General features: G+C 69.2%; 19 protein-coding genes. 8 read left to right on the top strand and 11 right to left on the bottom strand.

Features of this window, described 5'->3' with window-relative positions; translation table 11 throughout:
• Positions 1–18: 18 nt before the first annotated feature.
• Positions 19–900: a deoxyribose-phosphate aldolase gene (locus tag OG700_RS26745; RefSeq protein WP_405617794.1), complete on the bottom strand. Its 882-nt coding sequence runs from the start codon at positions 898–900 to the stop codon at positions 19–21.
• Entirely contained in the window at positions 897–2000 is a 1104-nt protein-coding gene (gene iolC / locus OG700_RS26740; protein WP_405617792.1) for a 5-dehydro-2-deoxygluconokinase, read from the bottom strand. The genes OG700_RS26745 and iolC overlap by 4 nt, the downstream gene beginning before the upstream one ends.
• 126 nt (positions 2001–2126) lie before the next feature.
• Between iolC and OG700_RS26735 the strand changes: the two genes are divergently transcribed.
• On the top strand, positions 2127–3038 hold the full coding sequence (locus tag OG700_RS26735; RefSeq protein ID WP_405617790.1) for a sugar phosphate isomerase/epimerase family protein: 912 nt from the start codon (positions 2127–2129) through the stop codon (positions 3036–3038).
• Between the two features lie 254 nt (positions 3039–3292).
• A complete protein-coding gene (locus tag OG700_RS26730) occupies positions 3293–3490 on the top strand; it encodes an AlpA family transcriptional regulator (protein WP_023541603.1) in 198 nt (65 codons plus the stop codon).
• Positions 3491–3592: 102 nt separating this feature from the next.
• Here the strand turns inward: OG700_RS26730 and OG700_RS26725 are convergent, their stop codons facing one another.
• Positions 3593–5860, bottom strand: a complete 2268-nt coding sequence (locus OG700_RS26725; RefSeq protein ID WP_405617787.1) for an MMPL family transporter — start codon at positions 5858–5860, stop codon at positions 3593–3595.
• A gap of 153 nt (positions 5861–6013) precedes the next feature.
• Here OG700_RS26725 and OG700_RS26720 point away from each other — a divergent pair, with 153 nt between their 5' ends.
• Positions 6014–6745 (top strand): TetR/AcrR family transcriptional regulator, encoded by a 732-nt coding sequence (locus tag OG700_RS26720; RefSeq protein WP_405617785.1) that lies wholly within the window; start codon positions 6014–6016, stop codon positions 6743–6745.
• Positions 6746–6888: 143 nt separating this feature from the next.
• Positions 6889–7206, top strand: coding sequence for a heavy-metal-associated domain-containing protein (locus OG700_RS26715; RefSeq protein WP_405617783.1), 318 nt, complete (start codon positions 6889–6891; stop codon positions 7204–7206).
• Positions 7207–7794: 588 nt separating this feature from the next.
• On the opposite strand, the gene OG700_RS26710 is transcribed toward OG700_RS26715, so the two are convergent.
• The 5 genes from OG700_RS26710 to OG700_RS26690 all read right to left on the bottom strand — a co-directional run bounded on the left by OG700_RS26710 (position 7795) and on the right by OG700_RS26690 (position 15174).
• The gene (locus OG700_RS26710) at positions 7795–9084 is read right to left on the bottom strand and encodes a citrate synthase (RefSeq protein ID WP_382564490.1); all 1290 of its coding nucleotides are present in this window, start codon (positions 9082–9084) and stop codon (positions 7795–7797) included.
• 208 nt (positions 9085–9292) lie between these two features.
• Entirely contained in the window at positions 9293–11587 is a 2295-nt protein-coding gene (locus OG700_RS26705) for an ATP-dependent RecD-like DNA helicase (protein ID WP_405617780.1), read from the bottom strand.
• A 325-nt stretch (positions 11588–11912) separates the two neighbouring features.
• Positions 11913–12704 carry a sugar phosphate isomerase/epimerase family protein gene (locus tag OG700_RS26700; protein WP_405621993.1) on the bottom strand — a complete coding sequence of 264 codons (792 nt, stop codon included), beginning with the start codon at positions 12702–12704 and terminating at the stop codon, positions 11913–11915.
• A gap of 92 nt (positions 12705–12796) precedes the next feature.
• Positions 12797–14026, bottom strand: coding sequence for a dihydrodipicolinate synthase family protein (locus tag OG700_RS26695; protein WP_405617778.1), 1230 nt, complete (start codon positions 14024–14026; stop codon positions 12797–12799).
• Positions 14023–15174 (bottom strand): Gfo/Idh/MocA family protein, encoded by a 1152-nt coding sequence (locus OG700_RS26690; RefSeq protein ID WP_405617776.1) that lies wholly within the window; start codon positions 15172–15174, stop codon positions 14023–14025. The genes OG700_RS26695 and OG700_RS26690 overlap by 4 nt, the downstream gene beginning before the upstream one ends.
• A 124-nt stretch (positions 15175–15298) precedes the next feature.
• Here OG700_RS26690 and OG700_RS26685 point away from each other — a divergent pair, with 124 nt between their 5' ends.
• From OG700_RS26685 to OG700_RS26675, 3 genes are all read left to right on the top strand, one after another.
• Complete coding sequence (locus OG700_RS26685; protein ID WP_405617774.1) at positions 15299–16360, top strand: LacI family DNA-binding transcriptional regulator; 1062 nt, start codon at positions 15299–15301, stop codon at positions 16358–16360.
• 160 nt (positions 16361–16520) lie between these two features.
• Positions 16521–17492, top strand: coding sequence for a GNAT family N-acetyltransferase (locus tag OG700_RS26680; protein ID WP_405617772.1), 972 nt, complete (start codon positions 16521–16523; stop codon positions 17490–17492).
• Positions 17493–17505: 13 nt separating this feature from the next.
• A complete protein-coding gene (locus tag OG700_RS26675; protein ID WP_405617769.1) occupies positions 17506–18306 on the top strand; it encodes a sugar phosphate isomerase/epimerase family protein in 801 nt (266 codons plus the stop codon).
• Between the two features lie 53 nt (positions 18307–18359).
• On the opposite strand, the gene OG700_RS26670 is transcribed toward OG700_RS26675, so the two are convergent.
• Both OG700_RS26670 and OG700_RS26665 read right to left on the bottom strand, forming a co-directional pair.
• Positions 18360–19016, bottom strand: coding sequence for a class I SAM-dependent DNA methyltransferase (locus OG700_RS26670; protein WP_405617767.1), 657 nt, complete (start codon positions 19014–19016; stop codon positions 18360–18362).
• The gene (locus OG700_RS26665) at positions 19003–19935 is read right to left on the bottom strand and encodes an EamA family transporter (RefSeq protein WP_405617765.1); all 933 of its coding nucleotides are present in this window, start codon (positions 19933–19935) and stop codon (positions 19003–19005) included. Before OG700_RS26665 ends, OG700_RS26670 begins: the two co-directional genes overlap by 14 nt.
• Positions 19936–20048: 113 nt before the next feature.
• Between OG700_RS26665 and OG700_RS26660 the strand changes: the two genes are divergently transcribed.
• Entirely contained in the window at positions 20049–20957 is a 909-nt protein-coding gene (locus OG700_RS26660) for a LysR family transcriptional regulator (protein ID WP_405617763.1), read from the top strand.
• Between the two features lie 225 nt (positions 20958–21182).
• On the opposite strand, the gene OG700_RS26655 is transcribed toward OG700_RS26660, so the two are convergent.
• Entirely contained in the window at positions 21183–22610 is a 1428-nt protein-coding gene (locus OG700_RS26655) for a S28 family serine protease (RefSeq protein ID WP_405617761.1), read from the bottom strand.
• Between the last annotated feature and the right edge of the window lie 1516 nt (positions 22611–24126).

Genomic DNA, 24126 nt, shown 5'->3' with positions numbered 1-24126 from the left:
GGTCCGGCGGCTCCGGCCCTACAACAGGCCCACGGCGGTGTCGACGGCCGCCGCGACATCGCCGTCCACCGGATAGAGCAGCGAACGCCCCACGACCAGGCCCTGCACCGTGGGCAGCCGCAGCGCCTTGCGCCACTTCTCGTACACGCCCTCCTGGTCGTCACCGATCTCGCCGCCGAGCAGGACGGCGGGCAGGGTGGATGTCTGCATCACCCGGGCCATGTCGTCCGGATTCTCGGTGACCGGCACTTTCAGCCAGGTGTACGCCGAGGTGCCGGCGAGCCCGGAGGCGATGGCGATGGAGCGGGTCACCGCCTCGGCCGACAGGTCGTTGGAGAGCCGTCCCTCCCTGCGGTGGCAGATGAACGGCTCGACGAAGACGGGCAGCCGCCGCTCCGCCATGGCGTCCACGGCGCGGGCGGCCGACAGGAGGGTGTCGGCCGAGCGCGCGTCTTCGTAGTCGACACGAAGGAGCAACTTGCCCGCGTCGAAGCGGAGGCGGGCGATGTCCTCGGCACGGTGGCCGGTGAAACGGTCGTCCAGTTCGAAGTCGGCACCCGCCAGTCCGCCGCGGTTCATGGAGCCGATGACGACACGGTCCTCCAGAGCGCCGAGGAGCAGCAGGTCGTCGAGTATGTCGGCGGTGGCGAGGACGCCGTCCACGCCCGGCCGCGACAGCGCGAGACACAGCCGCTCCAGCAGATCGACGCGGTTGGCCATGGCCAACCGGCGGTTCCCGACGGCCAGGGCGCCACGGGCCGGATGGTCGGCCGCGACAATCATCAGCCGTCCGCCGGGGCGCAGCAGGGGGCGGCGATGGCGGCGGCCGGCGGCCTCGGCGACCGCCTCGGGGTGGTGCGTACGGATCCGCGCGAGTTCCGTCGCGTCGACTCGGGTCACAGGGCGGCCTCCGGCGGCAGCGTTCCCAGTGTCGGGACGGGGCCCCCGCCGAGGACCTGGACGACTTCCCGGGCGTACGGCATGGCGGAGGAGCAGGCGAGCCGGGCGGCGACGATGGCGCCCGCGGCGTTGGCGTACCGCATGGCGCGCTCCAGGTCCCAGCCGGCCAGCAGTCCGTGGCAGAGCGCGCCGCCGAAGGCGTCCCCGGCGCCGAGGCCATTGACGACCTCTACGGGGACGGGCGGCACCTCGGCGGTGGTGCCGTCGCGGTGGACGGCGAGGACGCCCTTGGGTCCCTGTTTGACGACGGCCAGTTCGGGGCCCGCGGCGAGGAGCGCCCGGGCGGCGGCGTACGGTTCGCGCTCTCCAACGGCGACTTCGCACTCGTCCAGGTTTCCCACGGCGACCGTGGCGTGGCGCAGGGCTTGCGCGTACAGGGGCCGGGCCGCCGCCATGAGCGCTCGCGGATCGTCGGATCCGGATCCGGCCGCCGCGGAGCCGTCGGTCGTGGCCGGCTCCGGTGCCTTCCAGAACATCGGGCGCCAGTCGAGGTCGAAGACCGTGATTCCGGTGCCGGGCCGTCGCCCGGACTGCCGCCCCTCCGTGCCGTGCGACCGCGCCTCACCGCGCGTACGCAGGGCCGTCAGTGTGGAGGCCCGGCTGGGCTCCTCGCACAGCCCGGTACCCGTCATCCAGAAGATCCGTGCGGACCTGATGGCGTCCAGGTCCAGCTCATGGGGATGGATCTCCAGATCGGGCGCCTTGGGCTGCCGGTAGAAGTACAGCGGGAAGTCGTCCGGGGGGAAGATCTCGCAGAACGTCACCGGAGTGGGCCACCGGTCGACCGGTGTCACCCACCGGTCGTCGACCTCGAACTCCCGCAGCGCGTGGTGGAGATAGTCCCCGAACGCGTCCCGTCCGGTGCGGGTGATCACCGCCGTACGGTGGCCGAGCCGGGCGGCGGCCACCGCCACGTTCGTCGCCGATCCGCCGAGGAACTTGCCGAAGGTGTCGACCTGCGCCAACGGGACTCCGGTACGCAGCGGATAGAGGTCCACGCCGATCCGCCCCATGGTGATCACGTCGTACGGCTCAGGCATGCGCGTCCCCTCGTTTCGACGGCTGTTCCCAGGTCTAGTGCTCTCTCCCGACCTCTGTCAACGTTTTGTCCTTACATTCGGACGAAGGCTTGACACTCTTCTCGGACGGCCGGGAGGCTGACCGGTATGACCTCCTCCGTACCCCCGCTGAACCGCATCAGGGTCGGGTCGGCGCCCGACTCCTGGGGCGTGTGGTTTCCCGACGATCCCCAGCAGGTTCCCTGGCAGCGTTTCCTGGACGAAGTGGCCGACGCCGGATACGAGTGGATCGAACTCGGTCCGTACGGCTACCTCCCGACCGATCCGGCGCGCCTCGCCGAGGAGACGGCCGCACGCGGTCTGAAGGTCTCCGCCGGCACCGTGTTCACCGGACTTCACCACGGGCCCGCCGTCTGGGACAGGACCTGGGCGCATGTCGCCGACATCGCCGCGCTCACCAGGGAGATGGGCGCGGACCATCTCGTCGTCATCCCGTCCTTCTGGCGTGACGACAAGACGGGGCAGGTGCTGGAGGACCGGACCCTCACCTCGGAGCAGTGGCACGAGCTGACGGCTCAGACCGAGCGGCTCGGCCGCGAGGTGCTGGACCGCTTCGGGCTGAACATCGTGGTCCACCCGCACGCCGACACCCACATCGACAGCGAGGAGAACGTCGGCCGTTTCCTCGACGCCACCGATCCGGCCCTGGTGTCACTGTGTCTGGACACCGGGCACTATGCCTACTGCGGCGGCGACAGCGTCAAACTGATCGAGACCTACGGCGAGCGGATCGGCTATCTGCACCTCAAGCAGGTGGATCCGGAGATCCTCGCGGACGTCGTCGCCAACGAGGTACCGTTCGGGCCGGCCGTCGGACGGGGCGTGATGTGCGAGCCGCCGACCGGGGTACCCGAGCTGGGGCCGGTGCTGACGGCCGCCCAGAAACTGGACGTCGATCTCTTCGCCATCGTCGAACAGGACATGTATCCCTGCCCGCCCGACAAGCCCTATCCGATCGCCGAACGGACGCGCCGGTTCCTCCGCTCGTGCGGCGCGTAACCCCGGTCCCCTGTCGAACAGTTGGGCCATCAACACACGCGACTCCCCTGCGCGGCTTCTGCCACAGAGATCCGCTTAACGTCACACATGTCTCCGTTACGCGGGTTTTCCGTCACAGGGACGCGACAGACCCTCCCTCACCATCACTCTGCGTCGTTGAACGGGCACAGGCTCAGTGATCACCAGCGTTTCAGTCGCAGCCCTCCCGACGGCCCCCCGGCCGCCGCTGCGGCGGACGCAGGGAGGTGCCACGCATGACGGACAGAAGTCTCTGGTCCTACAAGGAGATCGCCGCACACATCCGGGTACAGCCGGACACCGTCCGTTCGTACCGCAAGCACGGTCTACTTCCGCCGCCGGACCACGTGGAGAACGGCAAGCCCTACTGGTACGCGGACACCGTCCGCGCCTGGGTGGCCAAACGCCCGGGAAACAGAGGCCGCAGAGAGTAGGGCGCGGGATCCAACCCCGCGCCGGGTCCGTACAGGACCGAGTTCCGAGGGCTCCGTACTCCACCGCCGGTGGATGTACGGGGCCCTCGGCCCAGTTCAGGCTCAGACCCCGACCTTGTCCCGCTCACCCGCCCCGGACACGGCCCTGTCCGCGCCGTCCGCCTCGACCGCCGGCCGTGGCTCGCCCTCGCTCACCCCGAACCGGTCGTGGAAGCGGCGCAGCGGCCCCGGCGCCCACCAAGTCGCCTTCCCCGTCAGCTTCATCACCGCCGGAACCAGCAGACTGCGCACCACCATCGCGTCCATGACCACCGCGAGGGCGATACCGAGACCGAGCATCTTGGTGTTGGTCACCCGTGAGGTGCCGATGGCGACCATCACCACCGCCAGGATCACCGCTGCCGCCGTGATCAGCCCGCCCGTGCGCTGAAGCCCGAAGACGACGGAGTGCTCGTGGTCACCGCTGCGGTCGTACTCCTCCTTGATCCGGGATATCAGGAAGACCCCGTAGTCCATGGAGAGTCCGAAGGCGACGCAGAACATCAGCACCGGAAGGGTCGTCTCTATGTCCCCCGTTGAGGTGAAACCGAGGAGCCCGGAGAGATTGCCGTCCTGGAAGACCCAGACGACGGCCCCGAACATCGCCGTCAGGCTCAGCGCGTTGAGCACCACCGCCTGGATCGGTATGAGGACGCTGCCGGTGAGCAGGAAGACCAACAGCAGCGTCACCACGACGATGATGCCCGCGGCCAGGGGCAGCCGGTCCGCGATGGCGTCCTTCGAATCGACCAGCACGGCGGCCGTACCGGTGACCGAGGTGTCGAAAGCGGCGGGCTCGGACCGCAGTTCACGGACGAGTTGCTGGGCCTTCTGGCCCACCGCCTCGCCGCGCGGCAGCACGGTGAAGTACGCGTGGTCGCCGGAGACGACCGGACCGTCTATCCGCCGCACATCCGGCAGAGCGGCCACCCGGTCGCGGTAGTCCGCGTACTCGGCGGCGGTCGCCCCGCCCTCGCCCAGCACTTCGAGCCCACCGCCGGGACTGCCGGGGAAGCCGCCCCTGATGTCCTCCTGGACCACGCGGGCCTGCGAGCTCGATGGCAGCTGCCGGTCGTCCGCCGTGCCGAACTTGACCCCCAGGAAGGGCAGTCCGAGCAGCACCAGGCCCGTGGCCGTCGCGACGGCGAAGAGCGGAGCCCTGCGCATCACCAGCGCCGCCGTGCGCCCCCAGCCACCTCCGGACTCGGCCCGCCCTCCTGGAGGGGATGCGGCCGCGATCCCGGCGCCGGGCACCGGCGTGTTCCGCCCCCTGCGGAACAGCCGCCGCAGATCGAGGGAGTTGACACGGTGACCGAGCAGCATCAGCGCGGCCGGCAGCAGGATCAGCGCGGCAGCGGCGGCGAGCAGCACCACCGCTATCCCCGCGTAGGCGAACGAGCGCAGGAAGTACTGCGGGAAGACCATCATCGCCGCGAGCGACACCGCCACGGTCAGCGCGGAGAACAGCACCGTCCGCCCGGCGGTGCGCAGCGTGGTGCCCACCGCGTCCCGCACTTCCGCGCCCTCGGCCAGCTCTTCCCGGAATCTGCGCACGATGAACAGCGCGTAGTCCACGGCCAGTCCGAGCCCCAGTGCCGTGGTGAGGTTCTGCGCGAAGACCGAGACATCCGTGATCTCGGTGATCCCGCGCAGCACGGCATTGGTTCCGAGGATGGCGACGATGCCGATACCCAACGGCAGCAGCGCGGCGATCGCGCTGCCGAAGACCATCACGAGCAGGACCAACGTGACCGGCAGCGCGATCAGCTCGGCCCTCAGCAGATCCTCCTGGATGATGACCTGCATCTCGTGCCGCACGGCGACCGGCCCGCCGACCGAGACGTCCACCGGCCCCTGTGCGCCACGGAATTCGGGCGCTATCCGCTCCAGGGTCTCGCCGGCCTCCTTCTCCTTACCCACGATCCTGGCCGCGATCAGCGCCTCACCCCCGTCCTCGGCGCGCAGCGCGGGCGCCCGCGTCTGCCAGTACGACCCGACGCCCACCACGCCCTCCTCGGCAGCCAGCCGCTCGGTGAGCCGCTTGGCCTCAGCGGCGACGGCGGGGTCGTCCACCCCCTTGTCGCCCGCGTCGACGAGCAGCAGGAGATTCGGCTGGGACGCCGGGAACTCACGCTCCAGCGCCTGCGTGGCGTAGGTCGACGAGGCGGTGGGGTCCTCCCAGCCACCGCTGCCCATCCGGTCGCCGACCCCGCTCCCCGCGACGACCGCCAACGCCGTGATCACCAGGGCGACAAGGAGCGAAAGCCGTGGGCGGGCCGTGACGAACCGGGTCCAGCCGCCGATTCGCGGCCCCCTGTTGACTTCGGACATAGTGCGGTGTCCCCTTCACCGTGACCCAGCGCATGGGTCGACGACTGCCATAGAATGACAAACACGAGTGGTCGCTCGCATAAATCAAGAATGCGAGCGAGGACTCGTGTTTGTCAACCGTCGTCAACCGATTGAGGGATCCTGGGGATTCACGTGCCTGAAACGAGGAGAGGCGGAGCCGTGGAGCGAGACAGCCAGGACAGCGCGACCCAGGACGGCCTCGCCGGCGGCACGGGGAAGCCGCGCCGCCGCCAGGCCCGCGGCGAGCGCCGTATCGCCCAGCTCCTCGAAGCGGCGGGCCGGGTCTTCTGCGAGAGCGGCTACACGGCGGCGAGCACCAACTCCATCGCCCGCGAGGCAGGCGTCTCCCCCGGCACGCTCTACCAGTTCTTCCCGAACAAGGAAGCCATCGCCGTCGAGTTGGGCGACGTACTGCTGAATCGCTGGCGCACGACGTACGGCCAGGCGTTCCTGCCCGCCCACATGAATCTGCCGCTCCCGGAACTGCTGAACGCGGTACTCGATCCGCTGATCACGTTCAACTGCGAGAACCCGGCGTTCACGGTCCTGATGGACGGGTCGGAGATCCCGGGGCAGGTGACGGAGAAGCACGACGTCCTGCACTCCACCCTGCTCACCCGGGTCGAGGAGATCCTGGGCAGCTACCTCTCCGACACCTCCCGAGCGGAGCGGACCAGGACGGCGGAGTTCGTCTTCATCCTGTTCAAGGGCGGCATGGACCTGATCCTGTCCCACGAGGGCGAGGAGCGGGAGGCCTACATCGGAGAGCTGAAGAACGCCATGTTCCGCTACCTGCACCCCCTCGTCGGCGACGCGCTCCCCCACGGCTCACCGCCACAGGAGACGATGAGATCGGACTCCTGACTCCACACGAGAATCACGCACAGCGGCCCGCGGCTCGCATTTATACCCCCTAGGGGTATAGTCTGTGAGCGTCAGGGCGTTGCGGCATTTCCGCCACCCTCTGGCGCACCTTGATTCGCACGCTCGCCCCGGAGGAGAACGCCATGACCGCAGAGACGAAGATCGAGACGGAGACCGCCCAGGCCACCGGCTCCTGCTGCTCGCCCACCGGCTCCTGCCACGACGGCGCCGACGAGACGAAGACGGGCGCCGTCACCACGGTGTACGCGGTCACCGGCATGACGTGCGGCCACTGCGAAGGCGCGATCTCCGGAGAGATCTCCGCACTCCAGGGCGTCACGTCGGTGAAGGCCGAGGCCGCCACCGGCCGGGTGACCGTGACCTCCGAGGCCCCGCTCGACGAGAGCGCCGTGCGCGCGGCGGTCGACGAGGCGGGCTACGAGCTGACCGGCCAGATCTGAACGACCGCACCGAAGGGCCGCACGCGACCGGATCTCATCCCGGCCACATGCGGCCCTTCGGTCACTCCCGCCGCGACAGTCACACCCAACCCTGCCCAACCCCACGACCAGGGGCCTCGGGTACGGGATTTTCGTCTGTTTTCGTAGTAACCAACAATTTGCGGCCCCGCTCCTTCACATGAGGCACAGGACCTTCACAAAGAGATCTAGATCACATAGATTTGGGGGTAACCATCCGGGCAGCTCGCGAGTCTAAGAGGCGATGCCGAGAACGTCTTGGGGGACGTTCATGAGATGTCTTGGGGGATGTCTCAGGCAAGCGTTGGCCGGGGCACGTGCAATTGGGGAGCTTTGAGCGGCCCTCCTGGTTCGTACGTACCCCGGCAGACCGCGTGAAACTGGCTTCTGCCGGCAACCGCAGACGCCCGGCCCGGATCCCGTGGGGGGAATCCGCACCGGGGATATGGGAAGCGCCCCGCTATACCGACCCGTGGGGGGATCGGGAAGCGGGGCGCTTTCTGTTGCGCGCGGCCGACCGGCCGGTTCGCGGAACCGTCGGCCGGATCGCGAGGACCGTCGGCCGAAGGCTCAGCGGCTCTCGACCGGGACGAAGTCGCGCAGGACCTCGCCGGTGTAGATCTGGCGCGGGCGCCCGATGCGGGAACCGGGCTCCTTGATCATCTCGTGCCACTGTGCGATCCAGCCGGGGAGCCGGCCGATGGCGAAGAGCACGGTGAACATCTCGGTCGGGAAGCCCATGGCCCGGTAGATCAGACCCGTGTAGAAGTCCACGTTCGGGTAGAGGTTGCGCGAGACGAAGTAGTCGTCGGAGAGTGCGTGCTCCTCCAGCTTCAGCGCGATGTCGAGCAGCTCGTCGGACTTGCCGAGCGCCGAGAGGACATCGTGCGCCGCCGCCTTGATGATCTTCGCCCGGGGGTCGAAGCTCTTGTAGACGCGGTGGCCGAAGCCCATCAGACGGACGCCGTCCTCCTTGTTCTTCACCTTGCGGATGAAGGAGTCGACATCGCCGCCGTTGGCCTGGATGCCTTCGAGCATCTCCAGCACCGACTGGTTGGCGCCACCGTGCAGCGGGCCCCACAGGGCGCTGATGCCGGCGGAGATCGAGGCGAACATGTTCGCCTGCGACGAGCCGACCAGACGCACGGTGGAGGTCGAACAGTTCTGCTCGTGGTCCGCGTGCAGGATCAGCAGCTTGTCGAGGGCCGAGACCACCACCGGGTCCAGGTCGTACTCCTGGGCGGGGACCGAGAAGGTCATGCGCAGGAAGTTCTCCACATACCCCAGGTCGTTGCGCGGGTACACGAAGGGGTGCCCGATCGACTTCTTGTACGCGTACGCCGCGATCGTCGGCAGCTTGGCCAGCAGCCGGATCGTCGAGAGATGGCGCTGCTGCTCGTCGAACGGGTTGTGGCTGTCCTGGTAGAACGTCGACAGCGCGCTGACCACGGAGGACAGCATGGCCATCGGGTGCGCGTCGCGCGGGAAGCCGTCGAAGAACCGCTTGACGTCCTCGTGCAGCAGCGTGTGCTGGGTGATCTCGTTCTTGAAGGACGACAGCTCGTCGACCTTCGGAAGTTCACCGTTGATGAGCAGGTAGCCCACCTCAAGGAACGTCGAGCTCTCGGCCAGCTGCTCGATGGGGTAACCGCGGTAGCGGAGGATGCCCTGCTCACCGTCGAGATAGGTGACCGCGGATTTATAGGCGGCGGTATTGCCGTAGCCGCTGTCCAGAGTCACCAGGCCGGTCTGGGCCCGCAGCTTCCCGATGTCGAAGCCCTTGTCGCCGACGGTGCTGTCGATCACCGGGTAGGTGTACTCGCCATCGCCGTACCGCAGTACTACAGAGTTGTCGCTCACGTCATCCCTCACCGACGTAGTGCCTCTTCTTCGAGGTGCCCTGACTGTCTCTACCATCCCCCATTTGGCTCAGGAGAGTGCACTCGGGGTCGACCATTAGGCCTATTCGCGGCACTGAGTGCCGCGAACTTCCACATCCTGCCCCCTTCGACCCGGTTCCGAAAGTCCGGGGTGGGCATTCCCCTCTCCGGACACTCCCCTGGAGGGGTCAATACGCCCGGACAGGACCCGCCGTCCCGGCCCCGGGCTCATCCGGTCTCCAAAATCCATCCGGTCTCCGCTGGAAGTTCCCGGCCTGGAGGCTGCCGGACAGCCGGTGGTCGAGGGCGGTGCAGCGCCGGCCCGCGGAGACCGTACGGACAGCCTGGCCTATCGCCTTCCTGGAGCCCACCAGGACGACCAACCTCTTGGCACGGGTGACCGCCGTGTACAGCAGATTCCGCTGGAGCATCATCCAGGCGCCGGTCGTGACGGGGATGACCACGGCCGGGTACTCACTGCCCTGAGAGCGGTGGATCGTCACCGCGTACGCGTGCGCCAGCTCGTCCAGCTCGTCGAAGTCGTACGGCACCTCCTCGTCCTCGTCGGTCCGCACCGTCAGGCGCTGATCGTCCAGGTTCAGCGAGGTCACGACCCCGACCGTGCCGTTGAAGACCCCGTTCTGCCCCTTGTCGTAGTTGTTGCGGATCTGGGTGACCTTGTCTCCGACACGGAAGACACGGCCACCGAGCCGCTTCTCCGGAAGCTCGGGCCGGGCGGGGGTGATGGCCTGCTGGAGCAGGCCGTTGAGGGTGCCCGCGCCGGCCGGGCCGCGGTGCATCGGGGCCAGTACCTGAATGTCGCGCCGCGGGTCGAGTCCGAACTTGGCGGGGATCCGGCGGGCCGCGACATCCACCGTGAGCTTCCCGGCCTCCTCCGTCTCGTCCTCCACGAACAGGAAGAAGTCACTGAGGCCCTGCGTGATGGGCTGGACACCGGAGTTGATGCGGTGGGCGTTGGTGACCACCCCCGACTGCTGGGCCTGCCGGAAGATCCGGGTCAGCCGCACCTGGGGCACGGGCCCGCCGTCGGCCAGCAGGTCCCTCAGCACCTCGCCCGCCCCGACCGACGGCAGCTGGTCCACATCACCGACGAGCAGCAGATGTGCACCGGGTGCCACCGCCTTGACGAGCTTGTTGGCGAGCAGCAGATCCAGCATGGACGCCTCGTCGACCACGACCAGATCGGCGTCGAGCGGCCGGTCCCTGTCGTACGCGGCGTCCCCACCGGGTTTGAGTTCCAGCAGCCGGTGGACCGTGGACGCCTCGGCGCCGGTGAGCTCGGCGAGGCGCTTGGCCGCCCGGCCGGTGGGCGCCGCGAGCACCACCTTGGCTTTCTTGGCCCTGGCCAGCTCCACGATCGAGCGGACCGTGAAGGACTTTCCGCAGCCCGGTCCGCCGGTCAGGACGGCGACCTTACGGGTGAGGGCGAGCCGCACCGCGGCTTCCTGCTCGGGCGCCAGCTCGGCGCCTGTGCGGCCCGCGAGCCAGGGCAGGGCTTTCTCCCAGACGATGTCCTGGAAGGCGGGCATCCGGTCCTCTCCGGCGCGCAGCAGCCGCAGCAGCTGGGCTGAGAGGGACAGCTCCGCGCGGTGGAAGGGCACCAGATAGACGGCCGTGACCGGCTCGACCCCGTCGGGGCCCGGCACCTTCTCCCTGACGACCCCCTCGTCATCGGCGGCCAACTCGGCGAGGCAGTCGATGACCAGACCCGTGTCGACCTGGAGGAGCTTCACCGCGTCCGAGATGAGCTGCTCCTCGGGCAGGAAGCAGTGACCCTGGTCGGTGGACTGGGAGAGCGCGTACTGCAGTCCGGCCTTGGCGCGGTCCGGACTGTCGTGCGGGATGCCCACGGCCTGGGCGATGCGGTCGGCGGTGAGGAAGCCGATACCCCAGACGTCGGCGGCCAGCCGGTAGGGCTCATTCTTCACGACGGAGATCGAGGCGTCGCCGTACTTCTTGTAGATGCGGACGGCGATCGAGGTGGACACACCGACGCCCTGAAGGAAGATCATGACTTCCTTGATGGCCTTCTGCTCCTCCCACGCGGCGCCGATCAGTTTCGTCCGCTTGGGGCCGAGGCCGGGAACCTCGACGAGACGCTTGGGCTCCTTCTCGATGATCTCCAGTGTGTCGACGCCGAAATGCTCGACGATCCGCTCGGCGATGCGCGGACCGATGCCCTTGATCAGGCCCGAGCCGAGATAGCGGCGGATGCCCTGGATCGTCGCGGGCAGGACTGTTGTGTAGTTCTCCACCGTGAACTGCTTGCCGTACTGCGGGTGCGAGGCCCAACGGCCCTCCATCCGCAGTGATTCCCCCGGCTGCGCGCCGAGGAGCGAGCCGACCACGGTGAGCAGATCGGCGCCACGGCCGGTGTCGACGCGGGCGACCGTGTAGCCGTTCTCCTCGTTGCTGTACGTGATCCGCTCAAGAACGCCTTCGAGCACGGCCAGATTGGACATGATCCGACGCTACCGCCCGGCTACGACAGTCGGCCCGCCCTGTGGGCAACTCCCCGCCGGGCAGGGCTCCGAGGCAGCCTCCGGAACAGCTTCAGGGGCCCGGTCCACCGGACCGGGCCCCACGCGCTCCCCCCTCCGAACAAAGCTTCCCGATCCCCCCGGACCCCTCCCCGGAAGCTCTGATGCCATGTACGACCGACGTCACCGCGAAAGGGTTGCACGATTGCGGGCAGTTGTTTTTTCTGCCATCAGAAATGCAGATAGAAGGTGACAGAAGCGTTGATTTGACTATGCGAGCGCCTTCGTCAAGGCAGACGGACGTCCCTTACAGCGTATGTCTCACATACCGCTCCGCGACGTCGGCCAGCAGCTCCACACCGTCGCGCACCCACAGCGTGTCGTTGAAGAGCTCGACCTCGATCGGCCCGTCGTACCCGGCCGCGTCGACGCGTTCGCGCCATGCCCGCAGGTCGATGGAGCCGTCGCCGATCAGGCCCCGGCCGTTCAGCACCCCGGCGGGCAACGGGGTGGTCCAGTCTGCCAGTTGGAAGGAGTGAATCCGGTCCGCCGCCCTGGCGATCGCCGCCGGAGCCCGGTCGTCCCACCAGAGGTGGTACGTGTCCACGACGACCCCGACCTGCTCGGCGGGGAAGCGCTCCGCCAGATCCAGCGCCTGGTCGAGCGTGGAGACGACACAGCGGTCGGAGGCGTACATCGGGTGCAGCGGCTCGATCGCCAGCCGCACCCCGCGCTCCCCGGCGTACGGCGCCAGGACCGCGAGCGCGTCCGCGATCCGTTCACGCGCCCCGGGCAGATCACGGCTGCCGGGCGGCAGCCCGCCCGACACCAGGACCAGGGTGTCGGTGCCCAGGGTCACGGCCTCGTCGATCGCCGCGCGGTTGTCGTCCAGGGCGTCGGCCCGTGCCACGGGGTCGATCGCCGTGAGAAAGCCGCCGCGACACAGGGTGGTGACGGCGAGCCCGGCGTCGCGTACGAGCTTGGCGGCGCCCTCCGTGCCGTACGCCTGCACCGGCTCCCGCCACAGCCCCACACCCGGCACGCCGAGCCGCACGCACGCCTCGGTGAGTTCGGGGAGGGTGAGTTGCTTGACCGTCATCTGGTTGATGCTGAAGCGGCTGAGGTCGCCCGGCAGCCGGGTCGTGCTCGCGTTGATCACTTCGGTCACGTCCGTCGCCTCGTTCACGTGCGTCACTGGTCCACTCCGTACACGCCGAGCAGGGACTTCATCCGGGCCTCGGCCGCCGTCGGGTCCGGGAACAGGCCCAGTCCGTCGGCCAGTTCGTACGCCCGCGCGAGATGCGGGAGCGAACGGGCCGACTGGAGGCCGCCAACCATGGCGAAGTGGTCCTGGTGCCCGGCCAGCCAGGCCAGGAACACGACGCCCGTCTTGTAGAAGCGGGTGGGGGCCTGGAAGAGATGGCGGGACAGCTCGACCGTGGGGTCGAGCAGTTCCCGAAAACCCTTCGCGTCACCCGTGTCCAGAACGCGTACGGCTTCGGCGGCCACCGGCCCGAGCGGGTCGAAGATGCCCAGCAGCGCGTGGCTGAAGCCGCGTTCGTCACCGGCGATCAGCTCGGGGTAGTTGAAGTCGTCGCCCGTGTAGCAGCGCACGCCCTGCGGGAGACGTCGGCGCAGCTCGACCTCGCGGCGCGCGTCCAGGAGCGAGACCTTGATCCCGTCGATCTTGTCCGGGTGTTCGGAGATGACTTGGAGGAACGTCTCGGTGGCCGCGTCGAGGTCCGTGCTGCCCCAGTAGCCGTCCAGCGCCGGATCGAACATCGGGCCGAGCCAGTGCAGCACCACGGGTTCGTCCGCCTGCCGCAGCAGATGGGCGTAGACGGCCAGATAGTCGTCGGGACCCCCGGCCGCGGCGGCGAGCGCGCGTGAGGCCATCAGGATGGCCTGGGAGCCGGTCTCCTCGACGAGCGCGAGCTGCTCCTCGTACGCCGCCCGCACCTCCTCCAAGGAATGTGCTCCCGGCGCGAGTTGGTCGGTGCCCACCCCGCAGGCGATCCGGCCTCCGGTGGACCGTGCCTCCGCCGCCGAACGGCGGATCAGCTCGGCCGCCCCCGCCCAGTCGAGGCCCATACCGCGCTGAGCGGTGTCCATGGCCTCCGCGACCCCGAGGCCGTGCGACCACAGATGGCGGCGGAAGGCGAGCGTGGTGTCCCAGTCGACGGCGACCGGCGCTCCGGGGCTGCTGTCGGCGTACGGATCGGCCACGACGTGCGCGGCGGAGAAGACCGTACGGGAGACGAGAGGGGCTGCGTCGGCGCCCTTGGTGGTGAAGGCGGCCGGTTCGCGGCGCGGCCGGTACGTACGCAGCCGGCCGTCCGCGTCCGGGAGCCGGAGGCCCGGCCCCGCCCTCCTTACGGAGGGGTCGCCGGACGCTGTGGGGGGTGTGGTTCGCGTGGTCACAGCGAGAGCTCCGGTACGTCGAAGCGGCGTCCCTGCGCCGAGGACTTGAGCCCGAGTTCCGCGAGCTGTACGCCACGTGCGCCGGCGAGCAGGTCCCAGCGGTAGGGCTCGCCGAGCGTGACGTGGCGCAGGAAGAGCTCCCACTGCGCCTTGAAGCCGTTGTCGAACTCGGTGTTGTCCGGGATCTCCTGCCACTGGTCGCGGAAGGACTCGGTGGCGGCCAGGTCCGGGTTCCAGACGGGCTTGGGGGTGGCGCTGCGGTGCTGGACGCGGCAGCGGCGCAGCCCGGCGACGGCGGAGCCGTGGGTGCCGTCGACCTGGAACTCGACGAGCTCGTCCCGGTTGACCCGTACCGCCCAGGAGGAGTTGATCTGCGCGACGATGCCGCCCTCCAGTTCGAAGATCCCGTAGGCGGAGTCGTCGGCGGTGGCCGCGTACGGTTTGCCTTGCTCGTCCCAGCGGCGCGGGATGTGTGTGGTGATGTGTGCCGAGACGGAGTTGACCTTGCCGAACAGCTCGTGCAGGACGTACTCCCAGTGAGGGAACATGTCGACGGCGATGCCGCCGCCGTCCTCGGTCCGGTAGTTCCAGGAGGGGCGCTGCGATTCCTGCCAGTCGCCTTCGAAGACCCAGTAGCCGAACTCGCCTCGCACGGAGAGGATCTCGCCGAAGAAGCCGCCGTCGATGAGTCGCTTCAGCTTCAGCAGGCCGGGAAGGAAGATCTTGTCCTGGACGACACCGTGCTTGATGCCGGCGCTCTGCGCGAGGCGGGCCAGATCGAGGGCGCCTTCGAGGTCGGTCGCCGTCGGCTTCTCCGTGTAGATGTGCTTTCCGGCGGCAACGGCTTTCTTGATGGCTTCGACCCGCGCGGAAGTCACCTGCGCGTCGAAGTAGATGTCGACGGTGTCGTCGGCGAGGACGGTGTCCAGGTCGGTGGACCACTCTGTGAGGCCGTGCCGCTCCGCGACTTCTCTGAGGGCGTGTTCACGGCGGCCGACGAGGACGGGCTCGGGCCAGAGCACCTCGCCGTTGCCGAGGTCCAGTCCGCCCTGTTCGCGGATCGCGAGGATGGAGCGCACCAGGTGCTGCCGGTATCCCATCCGCCCCGTGACGCCGTTCATGGCGATCCGCACTGTCCTGCGTGTCACGAAGTTCCCTCCATACGGCCGTAGCAAGCGCTTTCTATAAGGTATGAAGCTAGCCTGCCGAAAGCGACCGGACAAGAGTCCGGCGCCGATCCACCACATCGCCCACCCTCCGGAGGAACCGCCGATGACAGTCACCCTGGCCGATGTGGCGGCCCGCGCCCGGGTGTCGCCCGCCACCGTCTCCCGCGTGCTGAACGGCAATTACCCGGTGGCCGCGTCCACCAGGGAGCGAGTACTGCGGGCGGTGGACGAGCTGGACTACGTGCTGAACGGCCCGGCCAGTTCGCTCGCCGCCGCCACGTCCGATCTGGTCGGGATCCTGGTGAACGACATCGCCGACCCCTTCTTCGGGATCATGGCCGGGGCCGCGCAGACCGAGATCGGCGGCCAGGAGGGCACCGGCCGGGCCGGCGGCGAGAAGCTCGCCGTCGTCTGCAACACGGGCGGCTCCCCAGAGCGGGAACTGACCTATCTCACCCTCCTCCAGCGCCAGCGGGCCGCCGCCGTGATCCTCACCGGCGGGGCCCTCGAAGACCCCACTCATATCGCGGCGATGTCGGCGAAGCTGACCAAACTCGCCGACGCGGGGACACACGTCGTGCTGTGCGGGCGGCCTCCGCTGCCGGGCAGCAGCGCGGTCGTCGCGTCACTGGCCTTCGACAACCGGGGTGGCGGGCGGCGGCTGACGGAGCATCTGCTGGCACTGGGACACCGCAGGATCGGGTACGTCGCGGGCCCTGCGGAGCGCACCACGACCCGGCACCGGCTGGAAGGCCACCGGACGGCGCTGGCCGCCGCGGGGCTGACGGAGGACCAGGGACCGCTGACGGTGCACGGCCCCTACGACAGGCGCTCGGGCTACGAGGCGACGCTGGAACTGCTGCGGCGCTCGCCGGACCTGACCGCGGTGGTCGCCGCGAACGACACGGTGGCGCTCGGCGCGTGTGCGGCGCTGCGTGACCAGGGGCTGCGCATTCCGCAGGACATCTCGGTGGCGGGCTTCGACGACCTGCCGTTCTCGGTCGACGCGGTGCCGGCGCTGACGACGGTGCGGCTGCCCCTGTACGAGGCGGGAGCGCGAGCCGGCCGGCTCGCGATGGGGACCGAGGCTCCGCCGCCGGGCGGGATCGCGACGATCGCCGCGGAATTGATGGCGCGGGCCTCGACGGCGCCGCCGCGGGGATGAGGCCGGGCGGAGGGCTGAGCGGGGGCGGGGCCGTGTCGAGGCCGGGAGCCGGGGCCAGGCTCGGGGGTTCACCCGATCGAGTGTCTTGCCGAGCTTGGCGACCCCGGCATACCGTTGACTCAGTCAAGAAAAAAATGGATGAGTGAAGGGTCGGGGGGCCATGACCATTCAAGAGATCCGCGCGTTCAACCGCTTCTACACCAACCTGATCGGCGCGCTGAATTACAGCAAGCACCTCTATACGCCGTACACGCTGACCGAGTCACGGTTGCTGTACGAGCTGGCGCACACGCCGTGCACGGACGCCGCCGTACTCCGTGCCGAACTGTCGCTGGACGCGGGCTATTTGAGCAGGATGCTCACCAAGTTCGAGCGGGACGGGCTGGTGGAGCGCGCGCCGTCGGAGCACGACGCCCGGCGGCAGCGGATCACCCTGACACAGCAGGGGCACGGGACCGCCGCGCTGCTCGACGAGCGGTCGCGCGAGGCGGTCGGCACCCTGCTGGACCGGGTCGAGCCGGACGAGCGACCACGCCTCGTGGAGGCGTTGCGGACGGCCAGGAAGATACTGAGCGCCGGCGAGCCGGCCACCGGCGGCCGCCGGGCGTCCACGCGTCGCGACGGGCCCGTGCTGCGTGAGCCGGTCCCGGGCGACCTGGGCTGGATGGTGCAGCGGCACGGCGCGGTGTACGCGGCGGAGTACGGGTGGAACGCGACGTTCGAGGGCCTTGTCGCCAGGATCGTCGCCGACTTCGCCGCAGACCACGACGCGCGGCTGGAGCGGGTGTGGATAGCCGAGCTCGACGGGCGGCCGGTGGGCTCGGTGATGTGTGTACGGGACGAGGCGCCCGGCGCCGCGCGGCTGCGGCTGCTCCTCGTCGAGCCGGAGGCACGCGGGCACGGCCTGGGTGAGCGAATGGTCGAGGCGGTGGTGGATTTCGCCCGCGGTGCGGGGTATCGGGAGGTGGTGCTGTGGACCAACGACGTGCTGACCGCCGCCCGCACGTTGTACGTGCGGGCGGGATTCACGCTCGTCGCCGAGAATCCGCACCGTTCCTACGGAGCGGACCTGGTCGGCCAGGACTGGCGACTCCCGCTCACCGACGAGTCCGTCGTGGACTCTCACTCCTGAAAGGAAAACACGGATGAAATTCGCCTTCTCGACCCTCGGTGTCCCTGGCCTCCCCATCTCCGAGGTGGCCGCCCTCGCCAGTGGGACCGGCTACCAGGGGGTGGAGCTGCGCGCCCATCCGGAGGAGCCCGTGCACGTGGGCATCGACGCACGGGAACGGGCCGCCGTGGTGGACGAGTTCAAGCGTCACGGGGTCGAGATCCTGACGGTCTCGGGATATGCGCGGGTGGCCGCCGAAGACGGTGACGAGGAGCAGTTGGGCCATGAGCTCGACGAACTGATCCGGCTGGCCCGCGACTTGGGCGCTTCCTACGTACGCGTCTTCCCGGGCGGCGGCGACCAGGACTCCGAGGTCGCCGACGCGACGGCAGCCCGTCGACTGGCCGCGGCGGCACCCCTCGCCGCGGAGTCGCGGGTGCGGATCCTGCTGGAGACGCACGACTCCCATCGCACGGGCGCCGACGCGATCCGCATCCTCGGACTTGTCGGCCACCAGCAGGTGGGTGCGATCTGGGACGTGCTGTCCACCTGGCTCGGCGGTGAACGCCCGGTCACCAGCCACGCGTCGCTGTCTCCGCACCTCGGCTACGTACAGGTCAAGGACGTCGCGTCGGCCGAGGACACCACGCCGTTGGCGCTGGGCGCGGGGGTGCTGGCGCTGGGCGAGTGTGTCGGCCTGTTCGCCGGGGACGGGGACGACGGGTGGCTCTGCTGGGAGTACGAGAAGCGCTGGTATCCGGATGCGCCAGACCTTCCCGACCTGCTGATCCCCGGCCGCGAGTATCTGGAGGCGCTGCTGGCACGGGGACACTGACGGAGGTCGAGTCGGATCAGGTCGGGGCGCGTCGGGAGCTCGGAGGCCCTGGGTCAGGGCTGCTGGGGCTTGCGGGCCAGCATGTGCGCCTGGGGGACTGCCGATGACAACTCGTACCCGTAGGGCTCGCGCACAAGGCGGGCGTTCACCTGGAACCCGGCCTGGTTCAGCAACTCGGCGATGCGGTCGGGCGACAGCCTGCGGAAGTCGAGGCAGACGGAGTGGCCGAAGGCCTCGTCGAAGTGCAGAGGCTCGTCGCCGACCTGGAAGGCGAGCAACAGGTGGCCGCCGGGGGCGAGCACCCGGTGGAACTGTGCGAAGACGAGCGGCAGTTGCTCCGGCACGATGTGAATGATCGAGTACCAGGCGACAGCGCCGGCGAGGGAGCCGTCCGGCAGATCCAGGTCGGTCATCGAGCCTTCCTCGAACCGCAGCTCCGGGAAGGTCCGGCGGGCCAGCGCGACCATCGCGGGTGACAGGTCGATACCGGAGATGTCGAGGCCGAGCGTGTGCAGATGGGCGGTCACCCGGCCGGGCCCGACGACGGGACCGGCGCCGTCGGCCTGGACGTATTCGGCGAAGGTGCCGAGCATCGCACGCCCCAGCGGGTCGACCTCCAGGACGGATTCGAAGCGCTCGGCGTAGTCGACGGCTATGGCGTCGTAGCCGGCTCGGGTGTCGCGGAGATAGGAGGGTTCAGGTGCGGTCATGGGCGACGAGGTTAGCCGCCGGCCCGGTGGCCATCGGTGAGGGGGGTGCGGAGGTGCGGCCGCCTCCCCCGCGCCCCAGGGACGTCAGGCCGACGCCGCCCACCAGCAAGGCCGCCGCGAACCAGCGTAGGGGGGTGAGGTGTTCGTCCAGCAGCAGGGCGGCCGAGGACATGCCGAACACCGGGACCAGGAGGGAGAACGGCGCGACCGACGAGGCCGGGTAGCGGCGGAGCAGGAAGCCCCAGGCGCCGAAGCCGAAGATGGTGGTGATCCACGCGACGTAGAAGACGGTGCCCACGCCGGTGAGGTCGAGCGCCCGCAGTGCGGCGAGGTCCGCGTCCGGGCCCTCGATGAGCAAGGAGAGGCCCAGCAGGGGCAGTACGGGGACGACGGACACCCAGACCATGAAGTTCAGCGCATCCGGTGGGGAGGCCTTGCGGGTCAGGACGTTGGAGGCGCCCCAGCAGGCCGCGGCGGCGACGACCAGGGCGAAGGCCGCCAAGGGACCCGAAGTTCCTTCGTCCACCGCCGCGACGGCGATGCCGGCCAGGGCGACCGCCATACCCGACAGCCGCACCCGGCCGGGCCGTTCGCCGAGCACCAGCGCGGCGAAGACCACTGTGAACACCGCCTGGACCTGGAGGACCAGAGAGGAGAGTCCGGCGGACATGCCCTGATCCATCCCGACGAACAGCAGGCCGAACTTGGCGACGCCGAGCACCAGCCCCACACCGGCCACCCACTTCCAGGCGACCTTGGGTCGGCCCACGAAGAAGACCGCGGGCAGCGCTGCGGCGAGAAAGCGAAGGGCGGAGAAGAGCAGTGGTGGAAAGTGGTCGAGGCCCACCTCGACAACCACGAAGTTCAGTCCCCAGACGGCGGCGACCAGAACGGCGAGAGCCTTGTGTGCGGTACGCATAGGGCGAGGATCACCGACGACGACCATGTAGCACCAGCGCGAATGACTTCATGGTTGGATTGAGCACCGCTTATCAATACGCGTCGCCGGAGCGGCGGCGCCGAGGAGTGCGCATGCTTGATCTGGGTCGGCTCCGTGCCCTGCACGCCGTATCGGTCCACGGGTCGGTGGCCGCGGCGGCCTCCGCGCTCGGGTACACCCCGTCGGCCGTGTCGCAGCAGATCACCAAGTTGGAGCGGGAGACCCGGACGACCCTGCTGGAACGGCGGGGGCGGGGTGTCGCACTCACCGAGGAGGCGCGTCATCTGGCTGCCACCGCACAGGAGTTGCTCGCGATAGTGGAGCGCGCCGAGACCACTCTGGAGGAGCAGCGGGGGCAGCCGACCGGCCGGCTCACCGTCGGGGCCTTCGCGTCGGCCGCACGGGGTCTGCTGCCCGGCGTGCTGGCCGAACTGGCCCTGCGCCACCCGGGGCTCGACGTACGGCTCCAGGAGGTCGACCCGCACCTGTCCATCGATCTGGTGGCTCGCGGGATGATCGATCTGGCGGTCGCGCACGACTGGGACATCGCACCGCTGCCCACGCCCGAAGGCGTCGAGCAGGCGGTCATCGGGGACGACCGGTGCGACGTTCTCGTACCGGAGGGTCATCCGCTGGCCGCACGGGCCGCCGTGCGGCGGGAGGATCTGGCGGACGAGCGGTGGATCACCCAGCCGCCCGGGACGGTGTGCCACGACTGGCTGACGCGTACGCTGCGCGCGGCCGGCTGTGAGCCCGACATCGTCCATCAGGCCGAGGAGAGCCACACCCAACTGGCGCTCGTGGCAGCCGGTCTGGGCATCTCGATGATCCCTCGGCTGGGACGTGGACCGTTGCCGGTCACCGTGCGCGCCGTCGCGCTGGAACCGGTGCCGATGCGGCGGCTCTACGCCCTGTGGCGCACGGGCGCGGCACGGCGCCCCGCCGTCACGGCGACGGTGGAGACACTGCTGCGGCACTGGCCCGACGCGGAACGGGCCTGAGGCTTTTCCATGAAATAGCCGGAATCTCCGCTTCCTGGGAACCTCCCGTGGTGCCCGCCCGTCCTCATCCACGTGCTCCCGTCGGCTTTCCGCAGCGCGGTGTCGGCCCTCGTACTCACCGGCTACGATCGCTGACTCCCCTCTCCAGGCCGCCTGCGGCCGGGCAGCACACCGCCACCGGTGCGCCCCCCTTGTTTGCGCCGGTGGCGGTCTCGTGCTCGTGGGTTACGGACGCAGTGTCGGCATCCGCTCCATGTCCTGCTTGTCGAGCTTCGCGTCGTACGCGGCCAGCGGCTTCGCCTTGGCGGCGTCCTCCTGCACGGTGACCGGCGCGACATCCGCCCAGTCGAGGATCCGCGCCGTGGCCTCGGCCTTCTCGTCGGCCACGAGACCGGCGACGTTGGCGCCGTGGTTGGCGCCCGGCGCCGTGTAGACGTGGCTGTCACGCGTGCCGCGGCCGGGCCGGAAGCGTTCGGCGCCCCACGGGTCGTTCTCGCCGTAGACGAACATCATCTGGTTCGCGTGGCGGCGGACCCAGTTGTCGACGGACGGCATCTCCCACGGCCTGAACTTCATGGGGATGTCGCGCGGGACGAAGTTCCGCGGCGGCTGGTAGCCGTAGCGGCTCAGGTTGCCGAGGTGGGGCAACTTGACGTGGGGCGAGCCGAGTTCGGTGCCCGCCTGGTAGTAGTACGGCGTGTACGGGGCGAGGCCCTGGTCGGTGTAGAAGGAGAACCCGGAGATCGCGTCGATGATGTTGTAGATCTCCTCGTCCGACGCGGTGGCCGGCGGGATGTCCGCGCAGTCGGCTGCCAGGCTGTACTGCCAGAAGGCCCAGACGAAGTCGAGCACCACGGCCTCGTACGCCTTGTCGAGCGTGCCGACGGTGGTGAACGTCGCGCCTTCCGCCGCGGCCCACGTCTCGTACCTCTTCTTCAGCGGCTCGCGCCTGATCAGCGCTTCGCGCTGCACGGCGTTGAGCTTGGCGCGGCACTCGGCGGTGCCGACCTGCTCGAAGAAGCGGTCATAGGCGGAATCCTCGTTGTTCACCACGTCGTTGGGTGCGACGTAGGCGACGACGCCGTCCATGTCCCGGGGGTGGAAGCGCTCGTAGTACGTGGCGGTCATGCCGCCCTTCGAGCCACCGGTGGCGAGCCACTTCTGTGGGTAGATCTTCTTCAGCGCGCCGAAGATCCGGTGCTGGTCGGCCGCGGCCTGCTCGTAGTCGAGCTTCGACCAGTCGGCCGGGTCGGGCCGGGACGGTGTGAAGAAGCGGTATTCGAGCGAGACCTGGTTGCCGTCGATGATCCGTGTCGGCTCACTGCGGCTCGGGTTGGTGGACACGCCGTACCCGCTCGTGAAGAAGACGGTGGGACGGCTGGTGTCCTTGTGCAGCAGCGTGAGGCGCTGCTTGAAGGTGCCCTTCGACGGCCGTTTGTGGTCGACCGGCTGGGTGTAGTTGAGGACGAAGTATCGGTAACCGGGGTACGGCTTCTCCTCGATCAGGCTCATCCCCGGGATGGCGAGGATCTGGTCCTTGATGTCGGGGGCCGCGGATCCCGCGTTCCCGTCGGCGGCTGTTGCCGCACCGGCCGCGCCCAGCGTGCCGACGAGCAGCACGAGCGACAGCAGCCATCTCAGCGCCTTGCGCATTCACACTCCCTGTGTTCATGACAGACGCCGCGAACCTAGCCGGGGAGGTGCCCGCGCCGCCAGCCCCCACGAGGTTGTCGCCCCCGGATGGCGCCTGTGGATGACGCCTCCGGGGGCGGCTCCGGGGCCGGCCCCCGGGCACCTCTCACGCCTGCCGCGTACGCGCCCCGGCCGGGCCGACGCCCAAGAGCCGACGGAAGGGTGCGAAGGAGGCGCGAAGAGAAGGTGGAGGGCGGTTCGGGGCCGAAAGCGGAACCGGTCGCCGACTATTCGGGACCGCAATTCCCGGCCGCCCCCCAAGTGGACTCACCCGCCTCCACCGACACTTAACAGAGCTGACACAACAAGAGCATCGCCCTTCCGTCACGTAACCGGCGCGGCGCCTTGCCGGGTACGGAATAGCATCGTCGGACGCACGCCCCGGACGCCATCGAACCGGCCATTCGGCCGTTTATCAACCCTGCCCACGACGGCCCCAATTGGTTGTCTCAGGATCACTTCCCGCCTCGCGGGACCGGGCGCCCTGGTGGGGCGCCCGGTCTCCGGCGCAGGCCTCGGCCGGCACCCGACCGCACCGTCGAGACGTCCGGCGGACACCCTGCCGAGGTACCGAGTCGCGACGTTCCGGACATCACCGCACCCAGGGGACTCACGACAGCCCTGAATGGATACCGTGATCCGCGTCACACATTCCGGGCGTGTCGCACCACCCCCGAACGCCCGCCGCCAGGGCGGAAAAGTGAAGCTGGGAGACCGTGCGGGCACCCCCCGGACCGACCGGTGACGAGCCGACAGCACAGGGCGATCGCATCCCACCCTGTTCACCTCCCCCGTCGGACCGTTTGAACATACGAAGTGGAGGCGAGGTGGAGAGGTGTCATGGCCGCGACTGGCCGACGCCTCGCCCAGATCGAACGCGGGAGAAGACCAACTCCCGCACACGGGCGAACGGATCGGAATACCACTCCGGTCCGATGACTGAAACGGGGGCAGGAATTGACTGACGTATAGACCGGAAGTCCGTACTTCCCGGACCACGCTCGACCGAACCGGAGACAGCCGCTCTTCCGGTGGCAGCACTGCGAACGAGCTTGCTGTCTCGGACCGTCGAGCACCTCGGAATCCGGCGCCTCACCGCCGGACGACCGTGAGGTTGATACAGGTGAATCCACGAAGTGCCCTCAGAGCCCCCCACCTCGGACTGGAAAACGATCACTTGAGAATCCTTCAACTCGTGTCGCAGGGCTGCACCATGGCGCAGGTCGCACGCCGAATGGGAATGAGCGACCGCACACTGCGCCGCAAACTGCGGACCATATGCGAGCGCGTCGACGTCGAAACGCCGATCGAAGCGGTGGTGTGGGCCGTGCGGCGAAGAATCGTCTGATCCCCCCGTCCGATCCATGAACCGACGCCCGCACAACAAGCACCATGCGTCACGGCACCACGCATCACGGCACCAGTGTCACCGCACCGCACATGACGCACCACGCAGGACGCATCACGCACGCGGGCG

Origin of the sequence: Streptomyces sp. NBC_01508 (assembly GCF_045040315.1) — a bacterium.
Classification (GTDB): Bacteria; Actinomycetota; Actinomycetes; order Streptomycetales; family Streptomycetaceae; genus Streptomyces.
Note: the sequence above shows the minus strand (reverse complement) of the source record. Positions and strands in the feature narration are given on the sequence as shown.